Origin of the sequence: Salinarimonas rosea DSM 21201 (genome assembly GCF_000429045.1) — a bacterium.
Classification (GTDB): Bacteria; Pseudomonadota; Alphaproteobacteria; order Rhizobiales; family Beijerinckiaceae; genus Salinarimonas; species Salinarimonas rosea.
The window spans coordinates 93,939-116,979 of sequence record NZ_AUBC01000005.1 but is presented as its reverse complement, the minus strand read 5'-3'; the positions used below and the strand labels follow the sequence as shown (position 1 = coordinate 116,979).

Here is a 23,041-nt window from a genome sequence, read left to right as displayed (position 1 = left end):
ACATGTCGGATCAGAAATCCTTCCTGGACCGCTGCTTGGATTGGTTGAAGGCCAATCCGGGCGCGTCCATCGACCAGTGCGCCGAGGCCCTGCTGACCTCGCGTCTCGCCATCATCGCCCAGGCCCACCGCCAGCGCCGCGTCGCGGAGTTTGCCGCGCTCCCGGGCGTCCGCATCGTCCACGATCGCGTCTCGCGGCCCTGCCCGCGCGAGCGCGCCGCCGAGCTGCAGAGGCTGGCCCAGACCGCGATCGACGCCGGCTGGCAGGTCGAGATCCTGCCGCGCGGCTACGCCCGCGGCGTCGGCTGCCCGTCGTACGACGATCTCAGGATCTTCGGGAGGTGAGCATGATGGTCGAAGCACTCGTCTATCGTCGGCCCGATCCGGCGCTCGTCGCCCGCATACTGGACGGCTACGGCCTCGACGCCGCGCTCGAGCGCTGGGGCTGGCTCGGTCGCAAGACCATCCAGACCCTCGCGCAGGAAGGCCGGGCGACCGCCGGCGCGGTCGTCGTCGGGATCCCGTCGCGCCGCACCTACAGCGAGCTCGACGAGCTCGTGTGCTTGGAGGCGGCCTTCCTGCTCGACGGCCCGTCGGCGGGCGAGCGCGCCGCGGGCATCCGCGACGGCGCCGCGCACGAGCTCTTCCGGCGCCGCGGCGTCGAGCCCCCGCGCTGCCAGCGCCAGGGGCGCCTCTCGGCCCTGGCGCGCCTGGCGCGCGCGGGCAACACGCCGGCCGCCCTCGAGCTCGAGCGGATCCGGTCGCACGAGCGCGCCGTCGGCGACGTCCTGCGCCGGGCGCTCCCGCTGGTCGATCCGCAGCCCGTCCGCGGCCGCGCCCGCCTGCCGCGCCGTGACGATCGCCTGCGCGCCGCGCTCGACGGCTGCGACCGCGTCGCGATCGAGACCGTCTTCCCGGGGCTCGCCGTCGAGGAGCGCCTGCCGGGCTGGCTCCTGGACATCCTCGCCGCCTGGGACGTCCCCGCCACCGCCGACCGGAGGATCGCCGCATGAAGACCGACGAGATCGTCGTCGCCTACCTGGCCGGCGGAACCGTGCGCGGGCTCGCCGACCGGGCCGGGGTGTCCATCGCCGAGATGTCGGCCCTCCTCAAGCGCGCCGGCGTCGAGATCCGCCGCGGCGCGCCGCCGCGCGTCGACACCGAGATCCTGCTCGCGGACTACCGCGCCGGGCTCACGGTCTACGAGATCGGGCGCCGGCACGGGCTCTCCCACGTTGCTGTCTGGAAGCGCCTCTCGAAGCTCGACGAGTACCGCCGCCTGCGCGACGCCGTCGAGATCGCTGGGCGGGCCGCCTTCGACGAGGCCGCAGCCGAGCGCCGGCGCGTCTCCGACGCCCTCGACCGGCGCGCGCTCGCGATGCGCCGCGCCGGCCACTCGACCGCCTACATCGGCAGGGCGCTCGGGGTCTCTCGGCAGCGCGCCTACCAGCGGATCCAGTCGGCCCTCGCGGCCGAGGCCTCGGAGCGAGAGGCGGCGTAGCGTGCACGTAAGGCGCCCGGGGACGGGCCCCGGGCGTCGTATCTTGAACGTAAGCGGACGCAGCGTGTCATATCTTGCACATAAGGATTCCGGGCGTGAGCGATCACAAATCCTTCGTCGACATGCTCGAGGCATTCGCGCACGGGCGGCTCGAATCGGATCCGCAGCCATGTGCGCCAACGCGCAAGCGCCGCCGTGATCGCTCGATGCTCCCACCGCAACGCCGGGTGCCGTCGGGCGAGACGGAGATCTCCGTCGATCTCGACTGGAACGACGTGCCGTCGCAGCACGCCGGCGTGCCGGGGCGGGATGTTATCGAGAATTCGTGATGTCTGGCAGGGGGTTGGACATGGTCCGCGTGCACGTCAACCAGCATGTCATCCGCAAGAACGTGTCCGCCGCGCCGGCCGAGCGCGAGCCGCCGCTGCGCGTCATCCGCGGCCGCACGTCGACGCCGGCGTGGGAGGTCGAGCTCGTCGGGCCCGCGCGCGTCGTCTACTCGCCCGACCGGCCGCTCAAGTGCGGCGCCAGGGTGTGGATCGAGGCCGCGGACGCGGTGGTCCTGGACGACGTCGCGGATCCGGCGAAAGCTGCGTAGCTCGGAAACCCCCTGGTCACCGGATCCGTGTATGCTCACGCTCATGGTCTCGTTCACGGTCACCGTCGGCAGCTCCCACACTCTGCACACCGTCCTCGTGCCGGCGCCCGCCGACGCGCCGATGACGCTCGCCGAGGCCTGCGCGCTGCCCGATCTCGCCGGCGAGACCGTCGCCTCCCTCCGCGCTGCGATACGCCGCGGCGACCTGGTGCCCGAGCGCCGGGGTCGCCGTGTCGTCGTCACGCGAGCAATCCTGCAGGAGTGGAGGGAGACATGTCGAAACCAAAAGGGCCTAGGCTCTGGCTCAAGCCGGCCGAACACGGGCCCGACGGAAGGATTCGGAAGCACGCCAGGTGGATCATCCGAGACGGATCGCGCTCGATCGTCACTCGATGCCCTGAGGCGGATAGCGCGGGCGCCGAGGCCGCGCTAGCCGCCTACCTGGCGGAGAAGCACGCGCCCGAGCACCGTCGCGACCAGGCCGTCGGCGACGTCCTCGTCACCGACGTGCTCGCGCTCTATGCCGAGGAGGTCGTCCCCGGGCACGCGCGGCCAGCGAAGACCATGCAACGCTTGCTCCAGCTCGGGGAATGGTGGGCCGGAAAATCCCTGGCGGACGTCACCGGCAGGTCCTGCCGCGCCTACGCGACCTGGCGGCAGAAGCAGCCCTGGAAGTCGGCCCGCCCGGACCGCACCGGCAACCCCGCGCGCCGGGTGTCCCCCGCCGGCGTCCGGCGCGAGCTGGAGGACCTGCGCGCCGCCGTTAACTACCACCGGAAGGAGGGCTACTGCAGGGCCATCGTCGACGTCTGGCTGCCGCCGAAGTCGCAGCCGCGCGTCGTCTGGCTCGAGCGCGACCAGGCCGCCCGTCTCCTGTGGACTTGCTGGCGCGCGCGGGAGGTGCAGACGCACGGCGGGAGGGAGGTCGTGACGAAGAAGCGGCCGTGGGCCCACCTGGCCCGCTTCATCCTCGTCGGCCTGTACACCGGGACGCGGGCGGGCTCGATCGCGAGCGCCGGCTTCGAGCGCGCGCCGGGCGTCGCGTGGATAGACCTCGAGGGCGGCGTCTACCACCGCCTGCCCGTCGGGAAGCGCGAGACGACGAAGCGCCAGCCGCCGGCGCGGATCCCGCCGCGCCTGCTCGCGCACGTCAGGCGCTGGCACCGGAAGGGCATCGCGAAGAGTCACGTCGTCGAATGGAACGAGAAGGCCGTGCAGGAGGTCAACAAGGGATTCTCGCAGGCCGTGAGGGCGGCCGGGCTTCCGCCGGAGGTGACGCCGCACGCGCTCCGGCACACCGCCGCGACCTGGCTCATGAGGGCGGGCGTCCCCCTATGGGAAGCCGCCGGCTATCTCGGGATGTCGGTGGAGGTGCTCGAGCGGACGTACAGCCACCAGCATCCCGACTACCAGGCGGAGGCCGTCGAGGGGATCGGGAAGAGGGGGAAGCGGAAGGCGGGCTAGACGCCGCGCGCCTCCGCCACCCTCTGACCGCGGGCGAACATGGCTCGCATCGCGTACAGGATCCGGTGAGCGAGTATGTCGTCGATCGGGAAGGGGCGGACGCGGGCCATGATCGCGATCGCCTCGCCCGCGGAGACGCCGCCTCGGCTCGCCAGGGTCAGCAGATCCTGCTGGTGCGAGTCCTGCGCCTGGTCTTCGCAGTCGGCGATCATCTCCCACGGGATCGAGCGCACGTTCACGATGCACTCGCGGCGTGCCAGCCGAAGGCGGAGATCGGGACCGAGCAGGATCGGCATCTCCGCCTCAGGCATGGTAAGCCTCCACGATGCCGCGCGCGAGCTGGTCGCGGGACAGCGCCTGCAGCTCGGCCTGGCGGCTCTGCCAGTCGTATGCCCGCCCGTCGCGCTTGGCGTTCATGTACTCGGCTTCCTGGAGCTTGAACTCCAGGTCCGCGCGCGACCGCTTCATGAGCGACCGGTAGCGCGGCGCCGGCAGGATGATCTCAACGATCGCCATGCGCCGTATCCTTCACGTAGACGGTCACCGGCCGCAGCCCGAGCTTCCGCATGACGCTCTCGGGCACCGGCTTGCGCCCGTTGATCATGGCCGACACGAACGGCGCCGAGACGCCCAGGCGGACCGCCAGCGCCTTCCTGGATCCGGCCTCGCGGGCGGCCTGGTAGACGAGCCCATGCGCCGTCGGCGCGCGGTCGATGGAGAGGAAGCGCATGCCGAGAGCGGCCCGGACAGCCGCAAGGTCGGAGCAGGACATGAGCCATCCGGCGACCGGATCCTCGACGGTGTAGCCGACGTCGTTCCATTGCTGGAGCTCGAGCCCGTACCGGGCGGCGAGCGCCTTCAGGCGGGCCTCCTCGATGCCGTGAACGGCCCTATCGATCGCGTCGGCGCCGGCCTCCCGGAGCTTTTCGATCGCGGGCGCGGCGTCCGCGATCGCGCGCTGGATGGATTCGACGGGGGTCTGCATGGTCAGCTTCCCATCCGGTAGGGCGGGATCCGCATCACGCTCGGCACGAGCGCATCGAGGCCGGCGCTCTCCGACCTGGTGAGCGGGACGCACCGGCGCACGACGAGCTTGCGGGTCTCGACGTCGCGCAGGCCGGCGACGGCGGGGCCGACCATCGCGACCTCCAGCCGATCGGGATCGAGCCCGCGCTCGCGGGCGACCTCCACGAGCTGCGCGACGACCAGGCCGATCTCGGCCTCGGCGAACTGGCGCTCGAACTCGCGCATGCGGTCGACGGCCGCGTAGATCGCCGCGGCCGGGTCGGCGGCCGGCGTGGCGTCGACGACGGTGGACGTCATCGTCTCGGCGTCGCGGATGGATTGGAGATCGCGCATCTTGTCCATGTGCGCGAGGAACGCGTCGGGTGCGGGCATGGTCAGATCTCCTCAGGCGGCCTTCTCGCAGGCATCCTCGCCGGGGTCGAACACGAGCAAGACATCGCCGTCGACGCCCGTGACCCTCAGCGCGCGGATCGCCTCAGTTTCGCCTACGGAGTCCGCCACGCAGAAGCGCGTGGCGCCGCAGGCGGTCTGCCCGCGCAGTACCGCGTTCGCCTCGTCGAGGGCGCGGTGCACGGATTGGACGACCTCGTCGGCGCCCTCCGCATCGTGATTGATGATGACCTCGACCACGCCGCGCACATGGACGACAGCCCTCGTGGCGGCGTGCGGGCGGTCTCGGAGGTGGGCGGCGACCACGAGGGCGAGGGCGCCGTCGCGCCCGAAGTCGGACGCGAGGACTTCGACCTGGTCGTCCTCACGGAGGATGACGTGTCCCTTGGCGATCCCCTCCCGGATCTCCTTGAGCCTCGACGGATCGGTGTTGATCCGGACAGTCGTCGCGGCGCGACGGATCGAGACGGCGTATTGCATGTGATCCTCCCTCAGGTCGCGAGCGCGTAGATCAGCCAGCCGACGAGGCTGGCGATGAGGGCGGCGCCGTAGAAGAGGATGGCGTCGAGGAGGCCGCCGAAGTCGAAGCTTCCGCTCGGCTGGTCCCGCGGGGTCTTTGCTAACGCGAGGCAGAAACAGAAGATCGTCCAGATGGTCGGCGCGAGCCACCAGCCGAAGGTGATCGTGAACTCCATGATCCCTCTCCCCTTGGCGCGCCCTCCGCGCCCGTGCTACCTACCCAGGCACGTCGCGGCGCAAGGAAGAAGAGCCGTCTCGGATCCGGGGAACAGGCGTTCTACGGGGACAGGACGGGGACAGGTGCACCGTGAACAAGGAGAGATTCCGGACCACTCACGGCCCGGGATCGCGAGGCGGAAAGCCTTACCCCGCCTAGGGGGCCCGTAGCTCAATGGTTAGAGCCGGCCGCTCATAACGGTCTGGTTGCAGGTTCGAGTCCTGCCGGGCCCACCATTCCCCACGAGGACATGCCCGGCCAGACCGACGTCGCCGCGTTCAGCGACGACGCGCGCGGGGCCTACGCTCGGCTCCTCGTCGAGTGGATCGGCAAGGCCGAGCACCAGCATGTCTGGACGGAACATCCCCGTCTCCGATCACGCGGAGGCGTGGGGCAGGCCTCCGCGATGCCTCGGCGCTGAGGATCGGCAGCACGTCGGCTGCGAGCCGAGAGCGGCCGAGTGGGAGCCCGCCGGCCTTCAGGTCGTCTCGCCGCCGTTCACGGCGAGCATCTGCCCGTTGACGAAGCGGGCCTCGGGCGAGGCGAGGAAGGCGACGACCGCGGCAATGTCGCCGGGCGTGCCCATGAAGCCCACCGGAATGGTGGCGACGCGGGCGGGATCGTCCTGCGTCGCGGTCTCGCTGCGGATCTGGCCAGGGGAGATCGCGTTGACGGTCACGCCCTTGGGGCCGAATTCTTGCGACAATGCCTTGGTGAGGCCCCAGACCCCATGCTTCGCGGCCGAGATCGGCGCGCCCTCGAAATAGCCTCGGATCGCCTTCATCCCCGCAAAATTGATCACCCGCCCCCAGCCCTTCTCGACCATGCCCGGGAGAAAGGCGCGGGCGCTCGAGAACGATGCCGTCAACGCCCCGTCCACGACCGCATGCCAATCCGCATCGGACGTCTCGAGAAACGGTTTGTGGGGGCGGCGCGCAGCATTGTTGACGACGACGTCGACCGTGCCGAACTCCGCCAGCGCCGTCTCCGCTATCCGCGCCATTGCGTCCGAACGGCTCACGTCGCCCATGGCGACCAACGCTCGTGCGCCGGCGGCCTCGACCAGGCGGGCCGTCTCGCGACAGGCGTCCTCGGAGGATGAGCCGTTGACGACCACGTTGCAGCCCAGCTGCGCGAGACGGACGGCAACCGCGCGGCCGATGTTGCGGCCGGAACCGGAAACGAAGGCGGTCCGGCCGTCGAGCGAGCGTTCGGTCATGCACGGAGTTCCTTCTGAAGACACGCGAACCGCGCGGACACGACGGCGCGAAACGATCGGGCTCACCGCCGCTTTTGTCAATTGATCCAAGAATGTTGACAAACTACATTTTTTGGCATGATCTTGCGTGATGAGCAGGCGTCGGGACATACGAGGCTCGATCGCGGCCGAAGCCTGCGGGTTCTCGGCTTCGGCGCGGCGTGCAGCGAGCAACGCCGAAACGGACGCCGTAGGTTGCCGCACGATCGCGCCGGACCGTCCTGACAAAAACGCACTTGAACTCTGCGGCAGTGGGCGCAGGCTCGCCGGCCTGGGGATCACCGCGGTGCGCATGTCCCGCGACGCGCCGCTCGTGCGCGTTTCGACAACAAGAAGAGGCGATGTCGCGCCGGCACGGCGCGAACCGAGCCCGCGCTCGTCGGAAAACGAACAAACAAGATTGGGAGGAAGACATGAGACACGACACGACCGCCAAGGCCTCTCGGCTGCGTGCCGCCGCCTTCGCCGCCGCCTTTGCAGTGTCCCTGGCCGGGGCTGCGCCCGCATCGGCGCAGGACTACCCCTCCGAGACCCTGGACTGGACGATCGCCTTCGGGCCGGGGGGCGGCAACGACATCATGGCGCGCACGATCATCGACATCTTGGAGAGGTACGACCTCTACCCGTCCGACATCCGGGCCGAGAACAGGGCCGGCGGATCGGGCGCCGTGGGCTGGGGCCATCTCTACGCGAAAGCCGGCAGCGCCTACGACATCTCCACGACGAGCGGCAGCTTCGTCACGACGCCACTGCAGGCCGACACGCCCTGGCAGCCCGCCGACTTCACGCCGGTGGCGTTGCTGGCCACCGATGACCTCGCGCTCGTCGTCAACGGCTCCTCCGAATTCGAGACGATCGACGACCTGATCGCGGCGGCCAAGGAGCGGCCGATCACCATCGCCGGAACCGGCACGGTCAACGTCGACTTCATCGTGCCGACCCTGTTCGCCGAGGCGGCGGGCTTCGAGTTCGACTACGTCTCCTTCAACTCGATGGCGGACCAGACCACGGCGCTCCTGTCGAACGCCGTCGACGTGATGACCGGCAACCCGGGCGAGATCCTCGGCATGATCGAATCGGGTGACCTGCGCGCGCTGGTCTACAGCGGCGTGAAGGTCCCCTCCGAGCTGGAGGGCGTGCCGACCATGGCCGATCTCGGCTACGACATCGGCGTCTCCATGCCGCGCGGCCTGATCCTCGCGCCCGATGCGCCCCAGGAAGCGCAGGAGTTCTGGATCGAGACCATGAAGAAGGTCGTCGAGACTCCCGAGTGGCAGGCGTATATCAACACCAACCAGCTCACCGAGAACATCAAGTACGGTGAGGACTTCCGTGTCTTCCTGGTGAATACGCAGAACCGCTTCGAGAGCGTGCTGCGCGAGGTGGGCGCAATCCAGTAGAGCGCCGAGAGCCGGAGGGAGCCCGTCCGCTGGACCGGCTCCCGCCACCGGCTCGTCGCGGAACGGAACGTTCTCGCCGGCCGCGACGACGGACAGCTTCGCGAGACATCGAGCGCCTCGTCCGATCGCATCGGGTCGAGCGGCGCCGCGGGGAGCCTACGCGCATGCGCATCGCATTCCTGGTAGCGGTCCTGGCCGGTGCCGTCTTCTATACCTACGTCGCCTTCGCCGATCTCGGCTTCATGACGCGCACGGGACGGCTGGGTCCCGGCTTCTTCCCGCGCATCATCGGCCTCGCCATGGTCGCGATCGCGATCTGGATCATCGCCGACCATCTGCGCGGCCGGGATCGAGGCGCGGCGACGCCCGGCCGGTGGAGCGACGTGGCGTCGCTCACGGGGCTCGCGCTCGGCTACGCCGTCCTGCTGTGGCTGCTCGGGGGCTTCCTGGCCTCGGTCGTGTTCCTGCTGGCGGCGCTCTCGATGCTCAACCCCGGCCGTCCTCTGCAGAACGGCGCCCTCGCGCTCGTGCTGCCGTTGGCGGTCTACCTCCTGTTCGACGTGCTCCTGAACGCGAGCATGCCGCCCGGGCTCGTTCCCTTCCCAATTTGACTGCGATCCGGATCGGCGCCCGCACGGCTGCCGCTCAGAGGGGGCTCGATGGACATCTTCGCGGATCTCGTGATGGGCCTCTCGCTGGCCATCACCCCGATCAACCTGCTCTACCTCCTCGTCGGCGCGATGGTGGGAATGATCGTGGGCGTCATACCCGGCTTCGGCCCGTCGGCCGGGCTCGCGATCCTGCTTCCGGTCACCTTCGGCATGGACCCGATCGGGGCGATCATGATGCTCGCCGCGATCTACTACGGTGCCATGTACGGCGGCACGATCACGTCGATCCTCCTGAACACGCCCGGCGAATCGGCGACGGTCGCGAGCACCTTCGACGGCTTTCCGCTCGCCAAGAACGGGCGGGCGGGGCCTGCCCTCGTGATGCAGGCCGTGGCGTCCTTCGTGGGCGGCACCGTCGGCGTCGTGCTGATCACCATCCTCGCCCCGATGTTCTCCCAGGTCTCGCGCAGCTTCGGCCCGCCGGAATACTTCCTCCTGGCCTCGATGGGCATGCTGACGCTCATCGTCATGATCGGCGCGAACTGGAAGCTCGGCTGCCTCTCGGCCCTCGTCGGCTTCGCGCTCGGCACCGTGGGGGTCGACCTCGAGACCGGGCAGGGGCGCTACACCTTCGGCTCGGCCGAGCTGATCGGCGGCATCTACTTCATACCCGTCGCCATCGGCCTGTTCGGGCTGGGCGAGCTGTTCTACGCGTTCTACATCGGCCTGCACCGGCAGGGTGCGGGCTCGATCGTGCAGTTCCAGAAGGAGAAGCGCTTCTGGCCCGACCGCATGGACTGGATCTCCACCCGCTGGACGATGGTCCGCGGGTCGATCCTGGGCTTCGTCGTGGGCGTCATCCCGGGGGCGGGGGCGACGATCGCCTCGCTCATGGCCTACTCGCTCGAGCGCTCCGTATCGAAAACCCCGGAGAAGTTCGGCCAGGGCGAGATGGCGGGCCTCGTCGCGCCCGAGACCGCGAACAACGCGGCATCGTCGGGCGCGATGATCCCGCTGCTCACGCTCGGCATTCCGGGCTCGGCCTCGACCGCGGTGCTGCTCGCCGCCTTCCTGCTCTGGGGCTTGAGGCCGGGGCCGCTCTTCATGGCGCAGAATCCCGAGCTGGCCTGGGGACTGATCGCCTCCATGTATCTCGGCAATATGGCGCTGCTCGCGATCAGCATCTTCGCGATCCCGCTCTTCGTGCTGCTGCTGAAGGTGCCCTACCGCCTGCTCGCACCCGCCATCGTGGTCATCTGCGCGCTCGGGACCTTCAGCGTCCACGCCTCGTTCATCGAGACCTGGCTGATGTTCGCCGCCGGGATCGTCGGCTTCTTCATGCGGCTCTACGGCTTCTCGCCGGCCGCGCTCGTGCTCGCGCTGGTGCTCGGGCCGCTGGCCGAGGAGGCGCTTCGCCAGACGATGACCATCTCGCGCGGCTCCTTCATGATCTTCGTCGACAGGCCCGCATCGCTCTGGATCCTCGCGCTGACCGTCGTCCTGCTGGGCCTCGTGCCGCTCTTCCAGAAGCTGAGCCGCGCGGCCGGTGCGGCCGCGAAGGCGGGCGGCTGAGGCCGCGCCGGCGCGCCCGTGCGACGCCGCGAGCCGTCCCGTCCCGTCCTGCTCGCGGGCAGGCGGGCGGAGCGGGCGCGCTCACGCGCCGTCCGCGATCTCCCGCATCGCCGTGATGAACCGCGCCACCTCGGCCTCGGTGTTGTAGTGGCACATCGAGACCCGCACGCAGGACGACAGCCCGAGCGGGCGGAGGATGTTGCCGGAATAGTGATCAGCCTTCCGGGTATGGGTGCGGATGCCGCGCTCGCGCAGCTTCGCGACGACGTCGGGCGCCGGCATGCCCTCGACGGTGAGCGCGACGAGCCCCTCGCGCCGCGCGTTGTCCGCCCCGTTGAGGATGCTCACGCCCGGGAGATCGGCGAGGCCGGGGAGATTCCCGACGCCGTGGATCATCGCCTGCGTCAGCGCGGCCTCGTGGGCGTGGATCGCCTCGCCGGCGGCCACGATCCTGGCGCGGCGGTCGGTTGCCTCGGTGACCTGCGCGCCGAGCCACTCGAAATAGGCGACGACGTCGGAGAAGGTCGCGTAGGCGCCGGTGTCGCGCGTGCCGAGCTCCCAGGGCTCCCCGGGCGCGTTCGCCAGATGGTCGTGGGGCAGGGCGGCGAGGCGGTCGGACACCCAGGCGACGCCGTAGCCGTGGCGCGAGAACATCTTGTAGGGCGACACCACGTAGCCGTCGACGCCGTAGCCGGCGAGATCGAGCCGCCCGTGCGCGGCGTGCTGGATGCCGTCGACGATGATGAAGCACTCGGGCGCCACCCCACGGATCGCGGCCGCGACGGCGGCCACGTCGGTGCCCATGCCGGTGACGGGCGAGGTGTGGATGATGGTCGCGACGCGGGTGTCCGGGGTGATCTGCGGCGCGTAGTGCGCCGGGTCGATCGAGCCCGTCGCGTCGTCGTGGGCGACGAGGACGTGGGGCTTGCCGGCGACCTCGGCCCAGCGCGCGGCGGCGCTGCGGCTCGCGGGGTGCTCCAGCGTCGAGCCGAGCACGCGGCCGGCCGGCGTGCCCAGGCAGGCGGCCGAGATCAGCCGGAAGAGCAGCTCCGTGCCGCTCTCGCCCACGAAGAACGTGCCGCCCGGCGCGTTGAAGAAGACCCGCATGTCCTCCTTGGCGCGGTCGATGATCGCCTGCAGCGCCTTCGAGGCCGGGTTGTCGCGGCCCTGGTTGTCCGGGATCGCCGCGAAACGCGCCGAGCTGTCGACGACGCTCTTCAGGGTCAGCGCGCCGCCGGCGTTCTCGAAGAAGACCCGCTCTCCCTCGAAGGGACAGCTGTCGACATGGGCGAAGCGGGAGCGGACCTCGTCGAGGAGGCCGGGCTTGGACGCGAGCATCGGGCGTATGTCTCCGGTCAGGCCGTTTCGGCCATCTTCCACGTGGCGGTGGCGAGCGCGGCCAGCTTGCCGTCCTCTCCGTACAGCCGGCTCTCCATGAAGGAAAGCGTCCGCCCGCGCTTGGTGAAGCGCCCCTCGCAGGTCACCGGGCCGTCGACGACGGGGCGCATGTACTGGATCTTCATCTCGATCGTTGCGCCCGCGCCGGCGACCTTCTTGACCAGGTGGCCCATCGAGATGTCCATCGCCGTCGCCATCACCCCGCCGTGCAGCGAGCCCTGCGGGTTCTTCAGCATCTCGCTGACCGGGAAGGTGACGAGGCAGACCTCCTTGTCTGCGTCCGGGGCCTCTGCGGGGAGGTAGGCGAAGGACAGCCCGATGAAGCGGGCGAGGAAGAAGGTCTCGAAATCCTGCGCGTGCCCGTCGAGCGCACGTGCGACATGCGCGTGCGCGTCCTCGGGGTCGACGTGTCGCGAAGGGCCCGACATCACGCCCCCACGAAGTTCGGCTTGCGCTTTTCCAGGAAGGCGCGACGACCCTCGACGTAGTCCCGGCTGCCGAAGCAGGCGTTCACGCGGGCCTCGCAGGCGTCGAGATCGCGCTGGCTCTCCGGCACCAGCGTCTGGCCGACGATGAACTTGACCGAGGCGACGGTCATCGGCGCATTGGCGGCGATCATCCGAGCGGTCTCTTCCGCCGCGGCCTCCACCTCGCCGTCGGGAACGACGCGGTTGACGAGACCCATGGTCCGCGCTTCCTCGGCGTCGAAACGGCGGGCGGTGAAGAAGATCTCCTTCGCGAAGGCCGGGCCGACGACGTCTACCAGGCGCTTGAGGCCGGAATAGCCGTAGCCGAGGCCGAGCTTGGCTGCTGGAATGGCGAAGTTCGAGCCCGTCCCGCAGATCCTGAGGTCACAGCACAGCGCCAGCGCGACGCCGCCCCCGACGCAGAAGCCGTCGATCTGCGCGATGGTCGGCTTGGGGAAGGCCTCGACCAGGTCGTAGACGCGCTTCGTCGTGGCATTGTAGTGCGCCACCGCCTCCTCGCTGGCGCGTTCGCTCTCGAACTTGGACACGTCGGCGCCCGAGACGAAGGCCTTTCCGCCCGCCCCCGAGAGGATGAGGATGCGGACCGTCGGGTCGTCGGCGAAGCGGCCGACCGCCGCCTCCACCGCCTCCCACATTTCCAGCGAGACGGCGTTGCGCTTCTCCGGCTGGTTGAAGACGATCCGGGCGATGTCGCCCTCCTGCCGGGTGATGATCTTGTCGGTCATGATGGGTCCCTTCTTCAGATGACGCCGTCGCGCTTCAGCGCGTCGATCTCGTCCTCGCGGTAGCCGAGCTCGGCGAGGATTTCGCGCGCGTGCTGGCCGGCGAGTGGCGGCGGCGCCGCGATGCGGCTGGGGGTGCGGCTCATCCGGATCGGCTGACCGACGAGCCGGGTGTCGCCGCGCTCCTGGCTGTGTACCGGCTGGGCGAGCTCGAGATGCTGCACCTGCGGATCGGCGAAGACCTGCGAGACATCGTTGATCTCACCGGCGGGAACGCCGGCCTCGTTGAAGATCGTGATCCACTCCGCGGTGGGGCTGCGGGTCGTGATCGCCTCGATCTCGGCGGTGAGCGCATCGCGGTTGTCCGATCGCGCGGGCGCGGTGGCGAAGCGCGGATCGCCGAGCCAGTCGGGCCGGCCCATGGCCTCGGCGAAGCGGGCCCAGATGCTGGCGCCGGCAACCGCGATGTTCATGTGGCCGTCGGCGGTGCGGAACACGCCGGTGGGGATCGAGGTCGGGTGATTGTTGCCGGCCTGCTTCGGGACGACGCCGTCGACGAGATAGCGTGCCGCCTGGAAGTCCAGCATGAAGACCTGCGCCTGCAAGAGCGAGGTCTGGACCCATTGGCCGCGTCCCGAGCGCTGCCGCTCGTGGAGCGCGACGAGGATGCCCTGCGCCGCGAGGAGCCCTGCGCAGAGGTCGGCGATCGGGATGCCGACGCGCATCGGCCCGTCCCCGGGCTTGCCCGTGATCGACATCAGCCCGCCCATGCCCTGGGCGATCTGATCGAAGCCGGGACGCTTGGCGTAGGGCCCGTCCTGCCCGAAGCCCGAGATCGAGGCGTAGATCAGCCCGGCATTGGTGCTCGCCAGCGTCTCGTAGCCGATCCCGAGCCGATCCTTCACGTCCGGGCGGAAATTCTCGACGACGACGTCGGCCGTGTCGGCGAGCTTGCGGAATGCGGCGAGCCCGGCCTCGGACTTCAGGTCGAGGGTCATGCTGCGCTTGTTGCGATGCAGATTCTGGAAGTCGGGCCCGGAGCGCGGGCCGCCGAGCTCGGCGGCGTCGACCGGCGCCTCGATCTTGATCACGTCGGCGCCCCAGTCGGCGAGCTGGCGCACGCATGTCGGGCCGGATCGCACGCGGGTCAGGTCGAGAACGCGCAGGCCCGCAAGAGCCGTGCTGGCTGCAGGGATGCTCGGCTCGGCGCGAGAAGCGCCAATTCCGCTCCGTCGCCCGGTCGTATCCTCAGCCATGGTGCATCTCCGCTGGATCGAGTGCCATATGCTCGTGTAAGCCAACATCCAGCGGATGACAATACGAATGCTGATTGTTGACAACATGGAGGGGGCGTAGCTCATATGTGCTCATGACGATGAATGTGAACACGATCGGCGCGCGACGCGCGACGTTGGCCGCGGAGGTGCGCTCGGAGCTCGAGCGCATGATCGTCGCGGGCGAGCTGGCTGCGGGAGAGAAGCTCAACGAGGCGGTGCTGGCGAACGCCATGGGCGTGAGCAGGGGCACCGTGCGCGAGGCGATCCGCTCGTTGGCGGATTCCGGGCTCATCGACCTCATCGCGAACCGCGGCGCCTACGTCCACCTGACCACGCTGGAGGAGGTGCGGAACCTCTACGAGCTGCGCGGCGCGATCTTCGCCATGGCCTGCGCCGCGGCGGCGCGGCGGGTCCGCGAGGGCGACGAGCGGGAGCTGATCGAGCGGCTGCGCCACAACCTCGGGACGATGGAGGGCGTGCGCGACCGCGACGACCGCGAGGCCTACTACACGCTGAACATCGCCTTCCACGACATGCTGCTGCAGGCCGCGCGCAACCCGAAGGCCAAGACGATGTACGACAACCTCGTGCGGGAGATGCACCTGTTCCGTCGGCGCGGGCTGTCGATCGCGACGAACATCGCGCAATCGCTCGCCGAGCACGGCGCGATCTTCGCCGCCGTCGAGGCCGGGGACCCCGAGGGCGCGCAGAGGGCCGCCCAGGAGCACATCGTGGCGGGGTTCGTCCGCTACACGGGCATGGTCGAGGATCACAGCCCGGTCGAGCGGGCGGCTGGAACGTAGGCGCTCCCTCGCGGCGAGTGCGTACCGAAAGGATCGATGAGGATGGGCAATCCGCTCAACGACGCTCTCTTCGCCCCTCACGCGGGTCGCGAAGCGGTTTTTCTGCACCTGCCCGACGCCTCCGTCCTGAGCCATGGCGCCTTTCTCGCGCAAGCGGCGCGCATCGCGAACGCGCTCGCCGCACTCGGCGTGCGACCGGGCGACAGGGTCGCGGTCCACATCCAGAAGTCCCCGGACGCGCTCGCGCTCTACGCGGCCTGTGTGCGCGCCGGCGTGGTCTTCCTGCCGCTCAACACCGCCTATACGCCCTCCGAGCTCGCCTACTTCGTCGGCGACAGCGAGGCGGCGCTGCTCGTCTGCGACCCGGCGGAGGAGGAGACGCTGCGGTCGATCGCGGCCGAGGCCGGCTGCGCCCTGCGCACCCTCGGCGTCGCGGGCGATGGCACGCTCGCCGACCTCGCGGCGGCGCAGGGGGCGCACTTCGATACCGTCTCGCGCGAGGAGGACGATCTTGCCGCGCTCGTCTACACCTCGGGCACGACGGGGCGGTCCAAGGGCGCGATGCTGACGCATCGCAACCTTCTCTCGAACGCCGAAACCCTGGTCGATATCTGGCGCTTCGGCCCCGACGACGTGCTGCTGCACGCGCTTCCGATCTTCCACAGCCACGGCTTGTTCGTCGCAACGAACGTGACGCTGCTCGCCGGCGGGTCGATGATCTTCCTGCCCAGGTTCGAGATCGAGCGGGTCCTCGAGGGCCTGCCGCGCGCGACCGCCATGATGGGCGTGCCGACCTTCTACACGCGCCTGCTCGACGATCCCCGTTTCACGCGCGATCTCGTCGGCCATATGCGGCTGTTCATCTCGGGATCCGCGCCCCTTCTGGCCGAGACACACGAGCAGTTCGCGGCGCGAACGGGGCATCGTATTCTCGAGCGCTATGGGATGACGGAAACCAGCATGAACACCTCGAACCCGTACGAGGGGGAGAGGCGCGCCGGAACCGTGGGCTTCCCCCTGCCCGGGATCGAGATCCGCGTGCGTCACGCCGAAACCGGCGCGCCGCTGCCCGCCGGCGAGATCGGGGTCCTGGAGGTGCGCGGACCCAACGTTTTCGAGGGTTACTGGCGCATGCCGGAGAAGACCAAGGAGGACATGCGCGAAGACGGCTTCTTCGTGACCGGCGACCTCGGCCTGATCGACGCGCGCGGCTACGTGCACATCGTCGGGCGTGGGAAGGACCTGATCATCTCCGGCGGCTACAACATCTATCCGAAGGAAATCGAGCTCTTCCTGGACGCGCAGCCGGGCGTCCGCGAGAGCGCCGTCGTCGGCGCGCCGCATCCCGACTTCGGGGAGAGCGTCGTCGCGGTGCTGGTGCCCGAGCCCGGCGAGGCGCTCGCGCTCCCGGCGATCGAAGCCGCGGCCAAGCGCGACCTCGCCGGCTTCAAGCGGCCACGCCATTATGTCCTGGTCGACGCGCTGCCGCGCAATACGATGGGCAAGGTGCAGAAGTCCGTCCTGCGCGAGCGGCACGCGGCCGTGTTCCAGACGCACCCGCCCGGGGCGAGCGGGGCCTAGATCTCGCCTCGCGCTCCACGGCGAGCAGCCACGAGCATCGATCGGGCTTCCCGCCGATACGGCGTCGATCGCGAAGGCGAGCAGGAACCGGTCGATCGCCCGGGTGATCGCCTCCGACGCGCTGGAGTCGGACCCGCGTCCGGGAGGCGGCTTCGGGCGGAAAGCGGCCCAAATCTCGAAACCGTTACGATTGCGAGTATCCGGTAAACGAAACCAAGCTCTCCACTACTCTGTTGTAAAGACGCGTTCGAGCCTCGCTGGTACGAAACGCGACGTGAGGCGTCAGCACGACGTTCTTCAGTCTTCGAAGCGGTGAATCCGCCGCGAGGGGCTCGTGGGCGAACACATCGAGCCCCGCCCCCGCGAGCCGCTCCTCGGCGAGCGCCTCGATCAGAGCCGCCTCGTCCACGAGGGCGCCGCGCGCCGTGTTCACGAGGATCGCGTCCCGGTGCATCGCCGCGATCCGGCGCGCGTCGAGGATCCCTGCCGTCTGCGGCGTCGCCGCGAGGTGGAGGGAGACGATGTCGGCGCGCGCGAGGAGATCGTCCAGCGCTACGAAGTCGATCGCTCCCTCGCGCACGCCCGGCGCGCGCGAGCGCGTGTGGACGAGGATCGTCGCCTCGAAACCCGCGAGGAGGCGCGCGAAGGCCTTGGCGATCCCACCCCAGCCGACGAGCCCCACGATTGCGCCCGAGAGCTCGCGGCCCTGGTGCGCGACCTCCCAGCCGCCTGCGCGCACCGTCGCGTCCGCGGCGGGGATCGCGCGCAGCGTCGCGAGCGCGAGGCCGAGCGCGTGCTCGGCGATGGCGCGATCGCCGTAGCCCGGCGCCGTCGTCACATCGACGCCGTGTGCGGCGGCGAGCGCGAGATCGACATAGCTCGAGGCCCCGCTGCCGCAGAAGGCGATTCGCTTGAGCCGTGGCGCCGCCGGGAAGGCCGCGCTCGGGAAGTCCCAGGCGAGCATCACGCCGTCCGCCTCGGCGATGCGCTGCGCGAAGGTCTCGGCGTCCGGCGCGCGTCCCACATGGACGCGCACCTCGCCGCCCGCGGCGAGCCGGGCCATGGCGCCGCTCGCCTCGAGGAGGGCGAGCGTGTCCGCGCTCGTGTCCGGCAGGACGAAGACCGGCCGGCGGCTCACGTCGCCATCGCCCGGCGCTCGCGGGCATCCTGCCAGCGATAATAGGCGGTCAGCGCATGTACGACGGGGGAATGCAGCGCATGCAGCCGGATCGGGCGAAGCGGCGTGACGGGAAGGGGCATCTCCTCCGCGGGCTCTCCCGCCGCGACGCGGGCGAGGACGGTGCCCATCGCGGTCCCCATGGCGACGCCGCGCCCGTTGAAGCCGAGCCCTGCGAACAGCCCCTCCTCGATCTCGTGGAGATGCGGGAGATGGTCCGCCGTCATCGCAACGCGCCCACCCCAATGATGGGAGAACCGGATCTCGCCGAGCTGCGGATAGAGCCTGCGCAACGCGGCCTGCAGCACGCGTGTGTCGGCGGCGTCGAGCTTGTCCTTGCGATAGCCGCGCCCGCCCATGAGCAGGCGGTTCCGACCGACCTTGCGGAAGTACCATAGGAGCCGGCGCGTATCGGAGGCCGGATGGCCCTCGGGCAGGATCGTCGCCGCGATGTTGTCCGAGAGCGGCTCGGTCGCGACCTGGAAGCTGAAGACCGGCACGACGCTGCGCATCAGCGCCGGCTGGAGCGGTCCGGAATAGCCGTTCGTGGCGAGGACGACCCGGCGCGCGCGCACGCTGCCGCGCGGGGTCGTCACCCGCCACTGCCCGTCTTCGCGCACGAGGCTCGTCGCGGGGCTGTCCCCGTGGATGCGCGCGCCGAGGCCCGCTGCCGCGCGGGCGAGGCCGCGGGCGAAGGAGAGGGGCTGGATCGAGCCGCCGCGCCGGTCGAGGAGGGCGCCGACATAGTGCTCCGAGCCGACGAGGCGCGCCGTCTCGGCGCGGTCGAGCTCGACGATGTCGGCGCCGTAGGGCCGCCATTGCGCAGCGCGGGCGCGGATCGTGTCGAGCCCGGCCTCCGCATGGGCCGGCTGCAGCCAGCCGCCCTCGAAGGCGTCGCAGGTGATGGCGTGACGGCGCACGATGTCGAACAGGATCTGCGGCGTCGAGCCGGCGAAGGAGGCGAGCCGCGCGCCGGCCTCGTCTCCGAAGGCGGCAAGGAGCGCGTCCGGGTCCTGCTTGAGGCCGGGAATGACCTGCCCGCCGTTGCGGCCGGAGGCGCCCCAGCCCGGCGTGTTCGCCTCGACGACCACGACGTCGAGCCCGCGCTCGGCGAGCGCGAGCGCCGCCGACAGGCCGGTGAAGCCCGCGCCCACGACGCAGATCTCGGCGCTCGTCTGGCCCTCGAGCGGCGGATGGCCGGGATCGGGCTCGGCGGTCACGGCCCAGAGCGAATCGGGATGGCGTTCCATGGAAAAAGACGTCCTCTCTCGGCGCGGGGCGCTCAAAGGCCGACGGCATATGCGGGGCGGCGCGGATCGGCGGCGCCGCGGATCAGCCCTTCGCCAAAATCCGTCTCGACGGCGCACAGGCCGCCGGCGCGCCAGTCGCGCTCGCGCCAATAGCTCACCCGGTGCCCGCGCGCCGAGAGCGCCTCGCCCACGCGCTCGGGGATGCCGGGCTCGAGCTTGACGAGGCCGTGATGGTGCGTGAACGGGGCGAACGAGCCCGGGAAATCGTAGGTCGCGAAGCGCGGGGCGTCGATCGCCTCCTGCAGCCCCATGCCGAAATGGTAGCGGTTGAGCAGGAGCTGGAGCATCGCCTGGCTCTGCACGTCGCCGCCCGGCGTGCCGAAGGGCATGACGTCCTCGCCCCGCACGAAGAGCGCCGGGTTCGGTGTGAGCCGCGGCCGCCGTCCGGCTGCTGCGCCCGAGGGATGCATGGGATCCGGGCGGGACTGGCTGCCGCGCGAGGACGGCACGAGGCCCGTCCCCGGCACGACGGGCACATTCCAGGACCCGTCGCTCGGCGTCGCCGAGAAGGCGTTGCCCGCGCGGTCGACCACTGCGACGTAGGACGTGTCCGGCTCCGGGTGCGGATCGGGGCCGCCGGCCGGGACCTCGCGGGTCACGCCCTCGAAGCGAGACAGGAGCGGCCCAGGCATCTCTTGCCGCGCGCGCCGCCGATCGATCTCACCCGCCCGCGCGCGGGCGTGCTCGGGGGAGAGCAGCGCCTCGAGCGGCATCTCGACGAAGGCCGGGTCCCCGAAATGATGCTCGCGATCGGCGAAGGCGCCCTTCATCGCCTCGACGAGGAGATGGACGTAGTCCGGGTCGTTGTGGGCGAGGCCGTCGAGGCCGAGCGCCTCGATCTGCGCGAGCGTCATCGGAAGGACGGGGCCCTGGCACCAGGCGCCGCAGACGTGGAGCGTGCCACCGAGCGTCCGCATGGCGATGGCGGGCTCGACCCGGCAGCGATAGGAGGCCATGTCCTCGCGCGACAGGAAGCCGCCCTCGCGCGCGACGTAGTCGACGATCTCGCGAGCGATCTCGCCCTCGTAGAAGGCCGCGCGCACGGCCGCGAGCCCGGCGGCGCGGTCCCCGCTGGCGCCCGCCTCCGCCGCGAACAGCCGCTCGAGCGTGTCGGCGAGGTCGCTCTGGACGAAGCGCTCGCCGACCCGCGGCGGACGGCCTCGCGGCAGGTAGATGGCGGCGTTTGCCGGCCAGGCACGATAGCCCTCCTCGTATTCCGTGAGCGTCTCGGCGAGGAGCGGATGGACGGCAAAGCCCCCGCGGGCGAAGCGCGCGGCGGCGCCGGCGACCTCGCGGAACGACATCGTGCCGTAGCGCGTGAGCGCCTCGATCCAGGCGGCGGGCGCGGCGGGCACGACGATGCGCTCGACGCCCGGCGGGATCGTGCCGGCGTGGCGCTTCATGAAGTGCCCGGGCGGCAGCGATCGCGGCCAGGTCCCGAGCCCGTCGATCGTGATCGGCGTCTCCATGCCCGCCATCCGGATCATGATCGGCGCCACACCCGCGACGTTGACGAGGTCGGGCTGGACCACGCCCAGCGCGATCCCCGCCGCGCAGCCGGCGTCGACCGCATTGCCGCCCGCAACCAGGACGTCGTGGGCTGCCGCGGCGGCGAGGAAGTGGCCGGCGGCGACGACGTGGCGCGTGCCGGCGATCTCGGCTCTGGTCGGCGGGATCATGCGGAATGCTCCGGGCGAGCGGTGGGCAGCCGGCGATCGCGGCGCGAGATCAGGATCTGGCGCGCGAGGATCGCCGCGAAGAGAGCGAGCCCCGCGACGTCGGTCATGCGGCCCGGGTCGAGGAGGCCGAAGGCCGCGGGCAGGAGCAGCACCCGCTCGGGCATCGAGAGCGGTGCCAGGAGATGCCCCTCGATGGCGCTGTTGAGCGCGACCAGCGCCACGAAGGCGACGGCGACGAGGAGGAGCTGCTCGGCGATGCCCACGTCGATGCCGATGATGCCCGGCTGGACGACGAAGAGGAAGGGAAGCAGGAAGCCCGGGATCGCGAGCCTGAGCGCCGTGAAGGAGGTCTTCCAGAAGCCCGCCCCCGCGATGTTCGAGGCGACGAGGGCGCCCACCGCCACCGGCGGCGTGATCGCCGACATATTGGCGTAGTAGAAGACGAAGAGGTGGGCCGCCAGCAGCGGCACGCCGAGCTGCACCATCGCGGGCGCGCCCAGCAGCGCGACGAGGATGTAGGCGGCGGACGTCGGCAGGCCGATGCCGAAGGCGAGGCAGGCGAGCGCCGAGAGCGGCAGCAGCAGCCACAGCCGTCCGCCCGACATCTCGAGCATGGCGTAGGAGAGCTTCTGGGCGAAGCCCGTGACCACCACGAACTCGACCATGATCGAGATCACCGCGATGATGATCGCGACCGACGCTCCCGAACGCGCGCCGAAGATCAGGCCGCGGGCGACGACGACGAGCCCGTCGGCGAGGCCGCGCGCCGGGCTGCGCGCTCCGTCGAGGCCGGCGGCGCCGAGCGCGACACGCTTGACGAGCTCCGAGCCCACGATGGCGATGTTGGCGTACAGCGCCGCCATGCCCGCCGGCATGCCGCCGACGAGGAGGGCGACGAGGACACCCACGCTGAAGATGAGATGCGCGTGGAGCAGCGTCGCCCGCGGCAGCGACATGTCCATCATGGGGATGTCGGCGCGTGCGCTCTCGCGCATGGCACGGGCGTCGATGCCCTCGCGGATCGCCCGCAGATGCACGCCCCACATCAGGAAGGCGTAGAACAGGATCGCCGGGAAGACCGTCGCGACCATCACCTCGGCATACGAGATGCCGGTGATGCCGACGATGAGGAAGGCGGTGAGCCCGAGCTTGGGCGGCGTCACCTGCCCGCCCGCGGAGGCGGTGGCCTCCACCGCGCCGGCGAAATGGGGGCTGAAGCCGGAGCGCTTCATCAAGGGAATGGTGAAGGCGCCCGTCGAGGCGACGTTCGCCATGATAGAGCCCGAGATGCTGCCGAAGAAGCCGGAGGACACGATCGCGGCCTGGGCCGGCCCCGCCCGCAGGCCGCCGACGAGGCCGAAGGCGGCGCGCATGATGTAGTCGAGCCCGCCCGTCGCCTTGAGGAGGCCGGCCAGGAGCATGAACAGGAAGATCGTCGAGGCCGAGACCTCGGTGAGCCCGCCGAGCAGCCCGCGGAAATAGGGGATCGAGGTCGTGGCCACGAGCCGCTGGAGGCCGATGCCGGCATGGTTGGCGAAGCCCGGCACCAGGTTGCCCCAGTAGGCATAGAGCATCGCCGCCGCGGCGATGATCGGGATCGAGGCGCCCCATTCCCGCCAGACCGCGACGAGGGCGAGGACGAGGAGCAGCGACGCGACCATGACGTCCGCGCTGTTGGGGAAGAACGGGCGCGTCGTGACGAGCGCCTCGTACTCGATGTGGATGTAGAGGAGCGGGACGAGGCACGAGGCCGCGAGCAGGAGCGAGAGCCCGCTCGCCCAGCGCCGTCTCTTGCCGGCATCCCCGTTCGCGAGGGCGAGGTAGCCGACCACGAGCGCGAGGCCGAGGTGGATGTTCTTGAACTGCCCGGACGGCAGGACGAAGGCCCACGTCTGCCAGACGTGGAGGAGCGCCATGAAGAGCGCGACGGCGCAGAGCAGTGCGGCCGTGCGCGGCGTCACCGCGAAGCGCGGCTCGATCCGGCCGACCGCCCGCTCGAGAAAGCCCGACATGTCCGCTCCTCCGTCCCGATCAAGGATCTTCCAGGGATC

26 protein-coding genes and 1 tRNA gene are annotated in these 23,041 nt (G+C 70.5%); 12 read left to right on the top strand and 15 right to left on the bottom strand.

The genetic code is table 11. The features are described 5' to 3' along the window. Positions 1-2: 2 nt before the first annotated feature. The 6 genes from G407_RS0104305 to G407_RS25670 all read left to right on the top strand — a co-directional run bounded on the left by G407_RS0104305 (position 3) and on the right by G407_RS25670 (position 3,562). Positions 3-344 (top strand): hypothetical protein, encoded by a 342-nt coding sequence (locus G407_RS0104305; protein WP_029029820.1) that lies wholly within the window; start codon positions 3-5, stop codon positions 342-344. Positions 345-346: 2 nt separating this feature from the next. Next, positions 347-1,012: a hypothetical protein gene (locus tag G407_RS0104300; RefSeq protein ID WP_029029819.1), complete on the top strand. Its 666-nt coding sequence runs from the start codon at positions 347-349 to the stop codon at positions 1,010-1,012. Beyond that, the gene (locus G407_RS0104295; protein WP_029029818.1) at positions 1,009-1,500 is read left to right on the top strand and encodes a hypothetical protein; all 492 of its coding nucleotides are present in this window, start codon (positions 1,009-1,011) and stop codon (positions 1,498-1,500) included. Before G407_RS0104300 ends, G407_RS0104295 begins: the two co-directional genes overlap by 4 nt. 95 nt (positions 1,501-1,595) lie before the next feature. Next, positions 1,596-1,829, top strand: coding sequence for a hypothetical protein (locus G407_RS0104290; RefSeq protein ID WP_029029817.1), 234 nt, complete (start codon positions 1,596-1,598; stop codon positions 1,827-1,829). Between the two features lie 20 nt (positions 1,830-1,849). Continuing rightward, on the top strand, positions 1,850-2,098 hold the full coding sequence (locus G407_RS25675) for a hypothetical protein (protein ID WP_052340946.1): 249 nt from the start codon (positions 1,850-1,852) through the stop codon (positions 2,096-2,098). A 564-nt stretch (positions 2,099-2,662) separates the two neighbouring features. Next, a complete protein-coding gene (locus G407_RS25670; protein ID WP_245259015.1) occupies positions 2,663-3,562 on the top strand; it encodes a tyrosine-type recombinase/integrase in 900 nt (299 codons plus the stop codon). Here G407_RS25670 and G407_RS0104275 read toward each other — a convergent pair. The 6 genes from G407_RS0104275 to G407_RS0104250 are packed head-to-tail and all read right to left on the bottom strand — an operon-like array spanning position 3,559 to position 5,673. Next, positions 3,559-3,858: a hypothetical protein gene (locus tag G407_RS0104275; protein ID WP_156917464.1), complete on the bottom strand. Its 300-nt coding sequence runs from the start codon at positions 3,856-3,858 to the stop codon at positions 3,559-3,561. The two genes, G407_RS25670 and G407_RS0104275, sit on opposite strands and share 4 nt — an antisense overlap. A 7-nt stretch (positions 3,859-3,865) precedes the next feature. Then, the gene (locus tag G407_RS0104270; RefSeq protein ID WP_029029815.1) at positions 3,866-4,078 is read right to left on the bottom strand and encodes a hypothetical protein; all 213 of its coding nucleotides are present in this window, start codon (positions 4,076-4,078) and stop codon (positions 3,866-3,868) included. Beyond that, on the bottom strand, positions 4,065-4,547 hold the full coding sequence (locus tag G407_RS32440; RefSeq protein WP_043538919.1) for a helix-turn-helix domain-containing protein: 483 nt from the start codon (positions 4,545-4,547) through the stop codon (positions 4,065-4,067). Before G407_RS32440 ends, G407_RS0104270 begins: the two co-directional genes overlap by 14 nt. A 2-nt stretch (positions 4,548-4,549) precedes the next feature. Next, entirely contained in the window at positions 4,550-4,960 is a 411-nt protein-coding gene (locus tag G407_RS0104260; RefSeq protein ID WP_029029813.1) for a hypothetical protein, read from the bottom strand. A gap of 12 nt (positions 4,961-4,972) precedes the next feature. Then, the gene (locus tag G407_RS0104255; protein WP_029029812.1) at positions 4,973-5,458 is read right to left on the bottom strand and encodes a hypothetical protein; all 486 of its coding nucleotides are present in this window, start codon (positions 5,456-5,458) and stop codon (positions 4,973-4,975) included. Positions 5,459-5,469: 11 nt separating this feature from the next. Beyond that, on the bottom strand, positions 5,470-5,673 hold the full coding sequence (locus tag G407_RS0104250; protein ID WP_029029811.1) for a hypothetical protein: 204 nt from the start codon (positions 5,671-5,673) through the stop codon (positions 5,470-5,472). Between the two features lie 201 nt (positions 5,674-5,874). Between G407_RS0104250 and G407_RS0104245 the strand changes: the two genes are divergently transcribed. Further along, positions 5,875-5,950: transfer RNA gene (locus tag G407_RS0104245), tRNA-Ile, on the top strand. Positions 5,951-6,192: 242 nt separating this feature from the next. Here the strand turns inward: G407_RS0104245 and G407_RS0104235 are convergent. Beyond that, positions 6,193-6,933 (bottom strand): SDR family NAD(P)-dependent oxidoreductase, encoded by a 741-nt coding sequence (locus G407_RS0104235; RefSeq protein ID WP_029029810.1) that lies wholly within the window; start codon positions 6,931-6,933, stop codon positions 6,193-6,195. 452 nt (positions 6,934-7,385) lie between these two features. On the opposite strand from G407_RS0104235, the gene G407_RS0104230 reads away from it, so the two are divergent. From G407_RS0104230 to G407_RS0104220, 3 genes are all read left to right on the top strand, one after another. Next, positions 7,386-8,372, top strand: a complete 987-nt coding sequence (locus G407_RS0104230) for a Bug family tripartite tricarboxylate transporter substrate binding protein (protein WP_043538918.1) — start codon at positions 7,386-7,388, stop codon at positions 8,370-8,372. 164 nt (positions 8,373-8,536) lie between these two features. Further along, positions 8,537-8,983, top strand: a complete 447-nt coding sequence (locus G407_RS0104225; RefSeq protein ID WP_029029808.1) for a tripartite tricarboxylate transporter TctB family protein — start codon at positions 8,537-8,539, stop codon at positions 8,981-8,983. A gap of 48 nt (positions 8,984-9,031) precedes the next feature. Continuing rightward, complete coding sequence (locus G407_RS0104220; protein WP_029029807.1) at positions 9,032-10,555, top strand: tripartite tricarboxylate transporter permease; 1,524 nt, start codon at positions 9,032-9,034, stop codon at positions 10,553-10,555. An 81-nt stretch (positions 10,556-10,636) separates the two neighbouring features. On the opposite strand, the gene G407_RS0104215 is transcribed toward G407_RS0104220, so the two are convergent. Genes G407_RS0104215 through G407_RS0104200 form a run of 4 tightly spaced genes read right to left on the bottom strand, consistent with a single transcriptional unit; the run spans position 10,637 to position 14,419 of the window. Beyond that, positions 10,637-11,893: an aminotransferase class V-fold PLP-dependent enzyme gene (locus G407_RS0104215; RefSeq protein ID WP_029029806.1), complete on the bottom strand. Its 1,257-nt coding sequence runs from the start codon at positions 11,891-11,893 to the stop codon at positions 10,637-10,639. 17 nt (positions 11,894-11,910) lie between these two features. Next, positions 11,911-12,381, bottom strand: a complete 471-nt coding sequence (locus tag G407_RS0104210; protein WP_029029805.1) for a PaaI family thioesterase — start codon at positions 12,379-12,381, stop codon at positions 11,911-11,913. Continuing rightward, positions 12,381-13,166, bottom strand: coding sequence for an enoyl-CoA hydratase (locus tag G407_RS0104205; RefSeq protein ID WP_029029804.1), 786 nt, complete (start codon positions 13,164-13,166; stop codon positions 12,381-12,383). Before G407_RS0104205 ends, G407_RS0104210 begins: the two co-directional genes overlap by 1 nt. A gap of 14 nt (positions 13,167-13,180) precedes the next feature. After that, positions 13,181-14,419, bottom strand: a complete 1,239-nt coding sequence (locus G407_RS0104200) for a CaiB/BaiF CoA transferase family protein (RefSeq protein WP_052340944.1) — start codon at positions 14,417-14,419, stop codon at positions 13,181-13,183. Between the two features lie 113 nt (positions 14,420-14,532). Here G407_RS0104200 and G407_RS25660 point away from each other — a divergent pair, with 113 nt between their 5' ends. Further along, positions 14,533-15,243: a GntR family transcriptional regulator gene (locus tag G407_RS25660; RefSeq protein ID WP_052340943.1), complete on the top strand. Its 711-nt coding sequence runs from the start codon at positions 14,533-14,535 to the stop codon at positions 15,241-15,243. A 42-nt stretch (positions 15,244-15,285) separates the two neighbouring features. Then, positions 15,286-16,824, top strand: coding sequence for a malonate--CoA ligase (locus G407_RS0104190; protein ID WP_029029802.1), 1,539 nt, complete (start codon positions 15,286-15,288; stop codon positions 16,822-16,824). Between the two features lie 184 nt (positions 16,825-17,008). On the opposite strand, the gene G407_RS25655 is transcribed toward G407_RS0104190, so the two are convergent. The 4 genes from G407_RS25655 to G407_RS0104170 are packed head-to-tail and all read right to left on the bottom strand — an operon-like array spanning position 17,009 to position 23,002. Next, positions 17,009-17,962: a 2-hydroxyacid dehydrogenase gene (locus G407_RS25655; protein ID WP_052340942.1), complete on the bottom strand. Its 954-nt coding sequence runs from the start codon at positions 17,960-17,962 to the stop codon at positions 17,009-17,011. After that, positions 17,959-19,251 carry an NAD(P)/FAD-dependent oxidoreductase gene (locus G407_RS0104180; RefSeq protein WP_029029801.1) on the bottom strand — a complete coding sequence of 431 codons (1,293 nt, stop codon included), beginning with the start codon at positions 19,249-19,251 and terminating at the stop codon, positions 17,959-17,961. Before G407_RS0104180 ends, G407_RS25655 begins: the two co-directional genes overlap by 4 nt. 32 nt (positions 19,252-19,283) lie before the next feature. Beyond that, on the bottom strand, positions 19,284-20,990 hold the full coding sequence (locus tag G407_RS25650) for a gamma-glutamyltransferase family protein (protein ID WP_043538917.1): 1,707 nt from the start codon (positions 20,988-20,990) through the stop codon (positions 19,284-19,286). After that, positions 20,987-23,002 carry a TRAP transporter permease gene (locus G407_RS0104170; RefSeq protein WP_029029800.1) on the bottom strand — a complete coding sequence of 672 codons (2,016 nt, stop codon included), beginning with the start codon at positions 23,000-23,002 and terminating at the stop codon, positions 20,987-20,989. The genes G407_RS25650 and G407_RS0104170 overlap by 4 nt, the downstream gene beginning before the upstream one ends. Positions 23,003-23,041 lie beyond the last annotated feature (39 nt).

What these genes read in the sequence shown, in the direction of transcription:
- G407_RS0104180 (WP_029029801.1), bottom strand. Translation starts at nt 19,251, where the DNA reads ATGGAACGCCATCCCGATTCGCTCTGGGCCGTGACCGCCGAGCCCGAT.
- G407_RS25650 (WP_043538917.1), bottom strand. Translation starts at nt 20,990, where the DNA reads ATGATCCCGCCGACCAGAGCCGAGATCGCCGGCACGCGCCACGTCGTC.
- G407_RS0104215 (WP_029029806.1), bottom strand. Translation starts at nt 11,893, where the DNA reads ATGCTCGCGTCCAAGCCCGGCCTCCTCGACGAGGTCCGCTCCCGCTTC.
- G407_RS0104300 (WP_029029819.1), top strand. Translation starts at nt 347, where the DNA reads ATGATGGTCGAAGCACTCGTCTATCGTCGGCCCGATCCGGCGCTCGTC.
- G407_RS0104260 (WP_029029813.1), bottom strand. Translation starts at nt 4,960, where the DNA reads ATGCCCGCACCCGACGCGTTCCTCGCGCACATGGACAAGATGCGCGAT.
- G407_RS0104255 (WP_029029812.1), bottom strand. Translation starts at nt 5,458, where the DNA reads ATGCAATACGCCGTCTCGATCCGTCGCGCCGCGACGACTGTCCGGATC.
- G407_RS0104220 (WP_029029807.1), top strand. Translation starts at nt 9,032, where the DNA reads ATGGACATCTTCGCGGATCTCGTGATGGGCCTCTCGCTGGCCATCACC.
- G407_RS0104230 (WP_043538918.1), top strand. Translation starts at nt 7,386, where the DNA reads ATGAGACACGACACGACCGCCAAGGCCTCTCGGCTGCGTGCCGCCGCC.
- G407_RS0104270 (WP_029029815.1), bottom strand. Translation starts at nt 4,078, where the DNA reads ATGGCGATCGTTGAGATCATCCTGCCGGCGCCGCGCTACCGGTCGCTC.
- G407_RS25660 (WP_052340943.1), top strand. Translation starts at nt 14,533, where the DNA reads ATGACGATGAATGTGAACACGATCGGCGCGCGACGCGCGACGTTGGCC.
- G407_RS0104190 (WP_029029802.1), top strand. Translation starts at nt 15,286, where the DNA reads ATGGGCAATCCGCTCAACGACGCTCTCTTCGCCCCTCACGCGGGTCGC.
- G407_RS0104205 (WP_029029804.1), bottom strand. Translation starts at nt 13,166, where the DNA reads ATGACCGACAAGATCATCACCCGGCAGGAGGGCGACATCGCCCGGATC.
- G407_RS0104200 (WP_052340944.1), bottom strand. Translation starts at nt 14,419, where the DNA reads ATGGCTGAGGATACGACCGGGCGACGGAGCGGAATTGGCGCTTCTCGC.
- G407_RS25675 (WP_052340946.1), top strand. Translation starts at nt 1,850, where the DNA reads ATGGTCCGCGTGCACGTCAACCAGCATGTCATCCGCAAGAACGTGTCC.
- G407_RS0104295 (WP_029029818.1), top strand. Translation starts at nt 1,009, where the DNA reads ATGAAGACCGACGAGATCGTCGTCGCCTACCTGGCCGGCGGAACCGTG.
- G407_RS0104210 (WP_029029805.1), bottom strand. Translation starts at nt 12,381, where the DNA reads ATGTCGGGCCCTTCGCGACACGTCGACCCCGAGGACGCGCACGCGCAT.
- G407_RS0104275 (WP_156917464.1), bottom strand. Translation starts at nt 3,858, where the DNA reads ATGCCGATCCTGCTCGGTCCCGATCTCCGCCTTCGGCTGGCACGCCGC.
- G407_RS0104235 (WP_029029810.1), bottom strand. Translation starts at nt 6,933, where the DNA reads ATGACCGAACGCTCGCTCGACGGCCGGACCGCCTTCGTTTCCGGTTCC.
- G407_RS0104305 (WP_029029820.1), top strand. Translation starts at nt 3, where the DNA reads ATGTCGGATCAGAAATCCTTCCTGGACCGCTGCTTGGATTGGTTGAAG.
- G407_RS0104225 (WP_029029808.1), top strand. Translation starts at nt 8,537, where the DNA reads ATGCGCATCGCATTCCTGGTAGCGGTCCTGGCCGGTGCCGTCTTCTAT.
- G407_RS32440 (WP_043538919.1), bottom strand. Translation starts at nt 4,547, where the DNA reads ATGCAGACCCCCGTCGAATCCATCCAGCGCGCGATCGCGGACGCCGCG.
- G407_RS0104170 (WP_029029800.1), bottom strand. Translation starts at nt 23,002, where the DNA reads ATGTCGGGCTTTCTCGAGCGGGCGGTCGGCCGGATCGAGCCGCGCTTC.
- G407_RS25670 (WP_245259015.1), top strand. Translation starts at nt 2,663, where the DNA reads ATGCAACGCTTGCTCCAGCTCGGGGAATGGTGGGCCGGAAAATCCCTG.
- G407_RS0104250 (WP_029029811.1), bottom strand. Translation starts at nt 5,673, where the DNA reads ATGGAGTTCACGATCACCTTCGGCTGGTGGCTCGCGCCGACCATCTGG.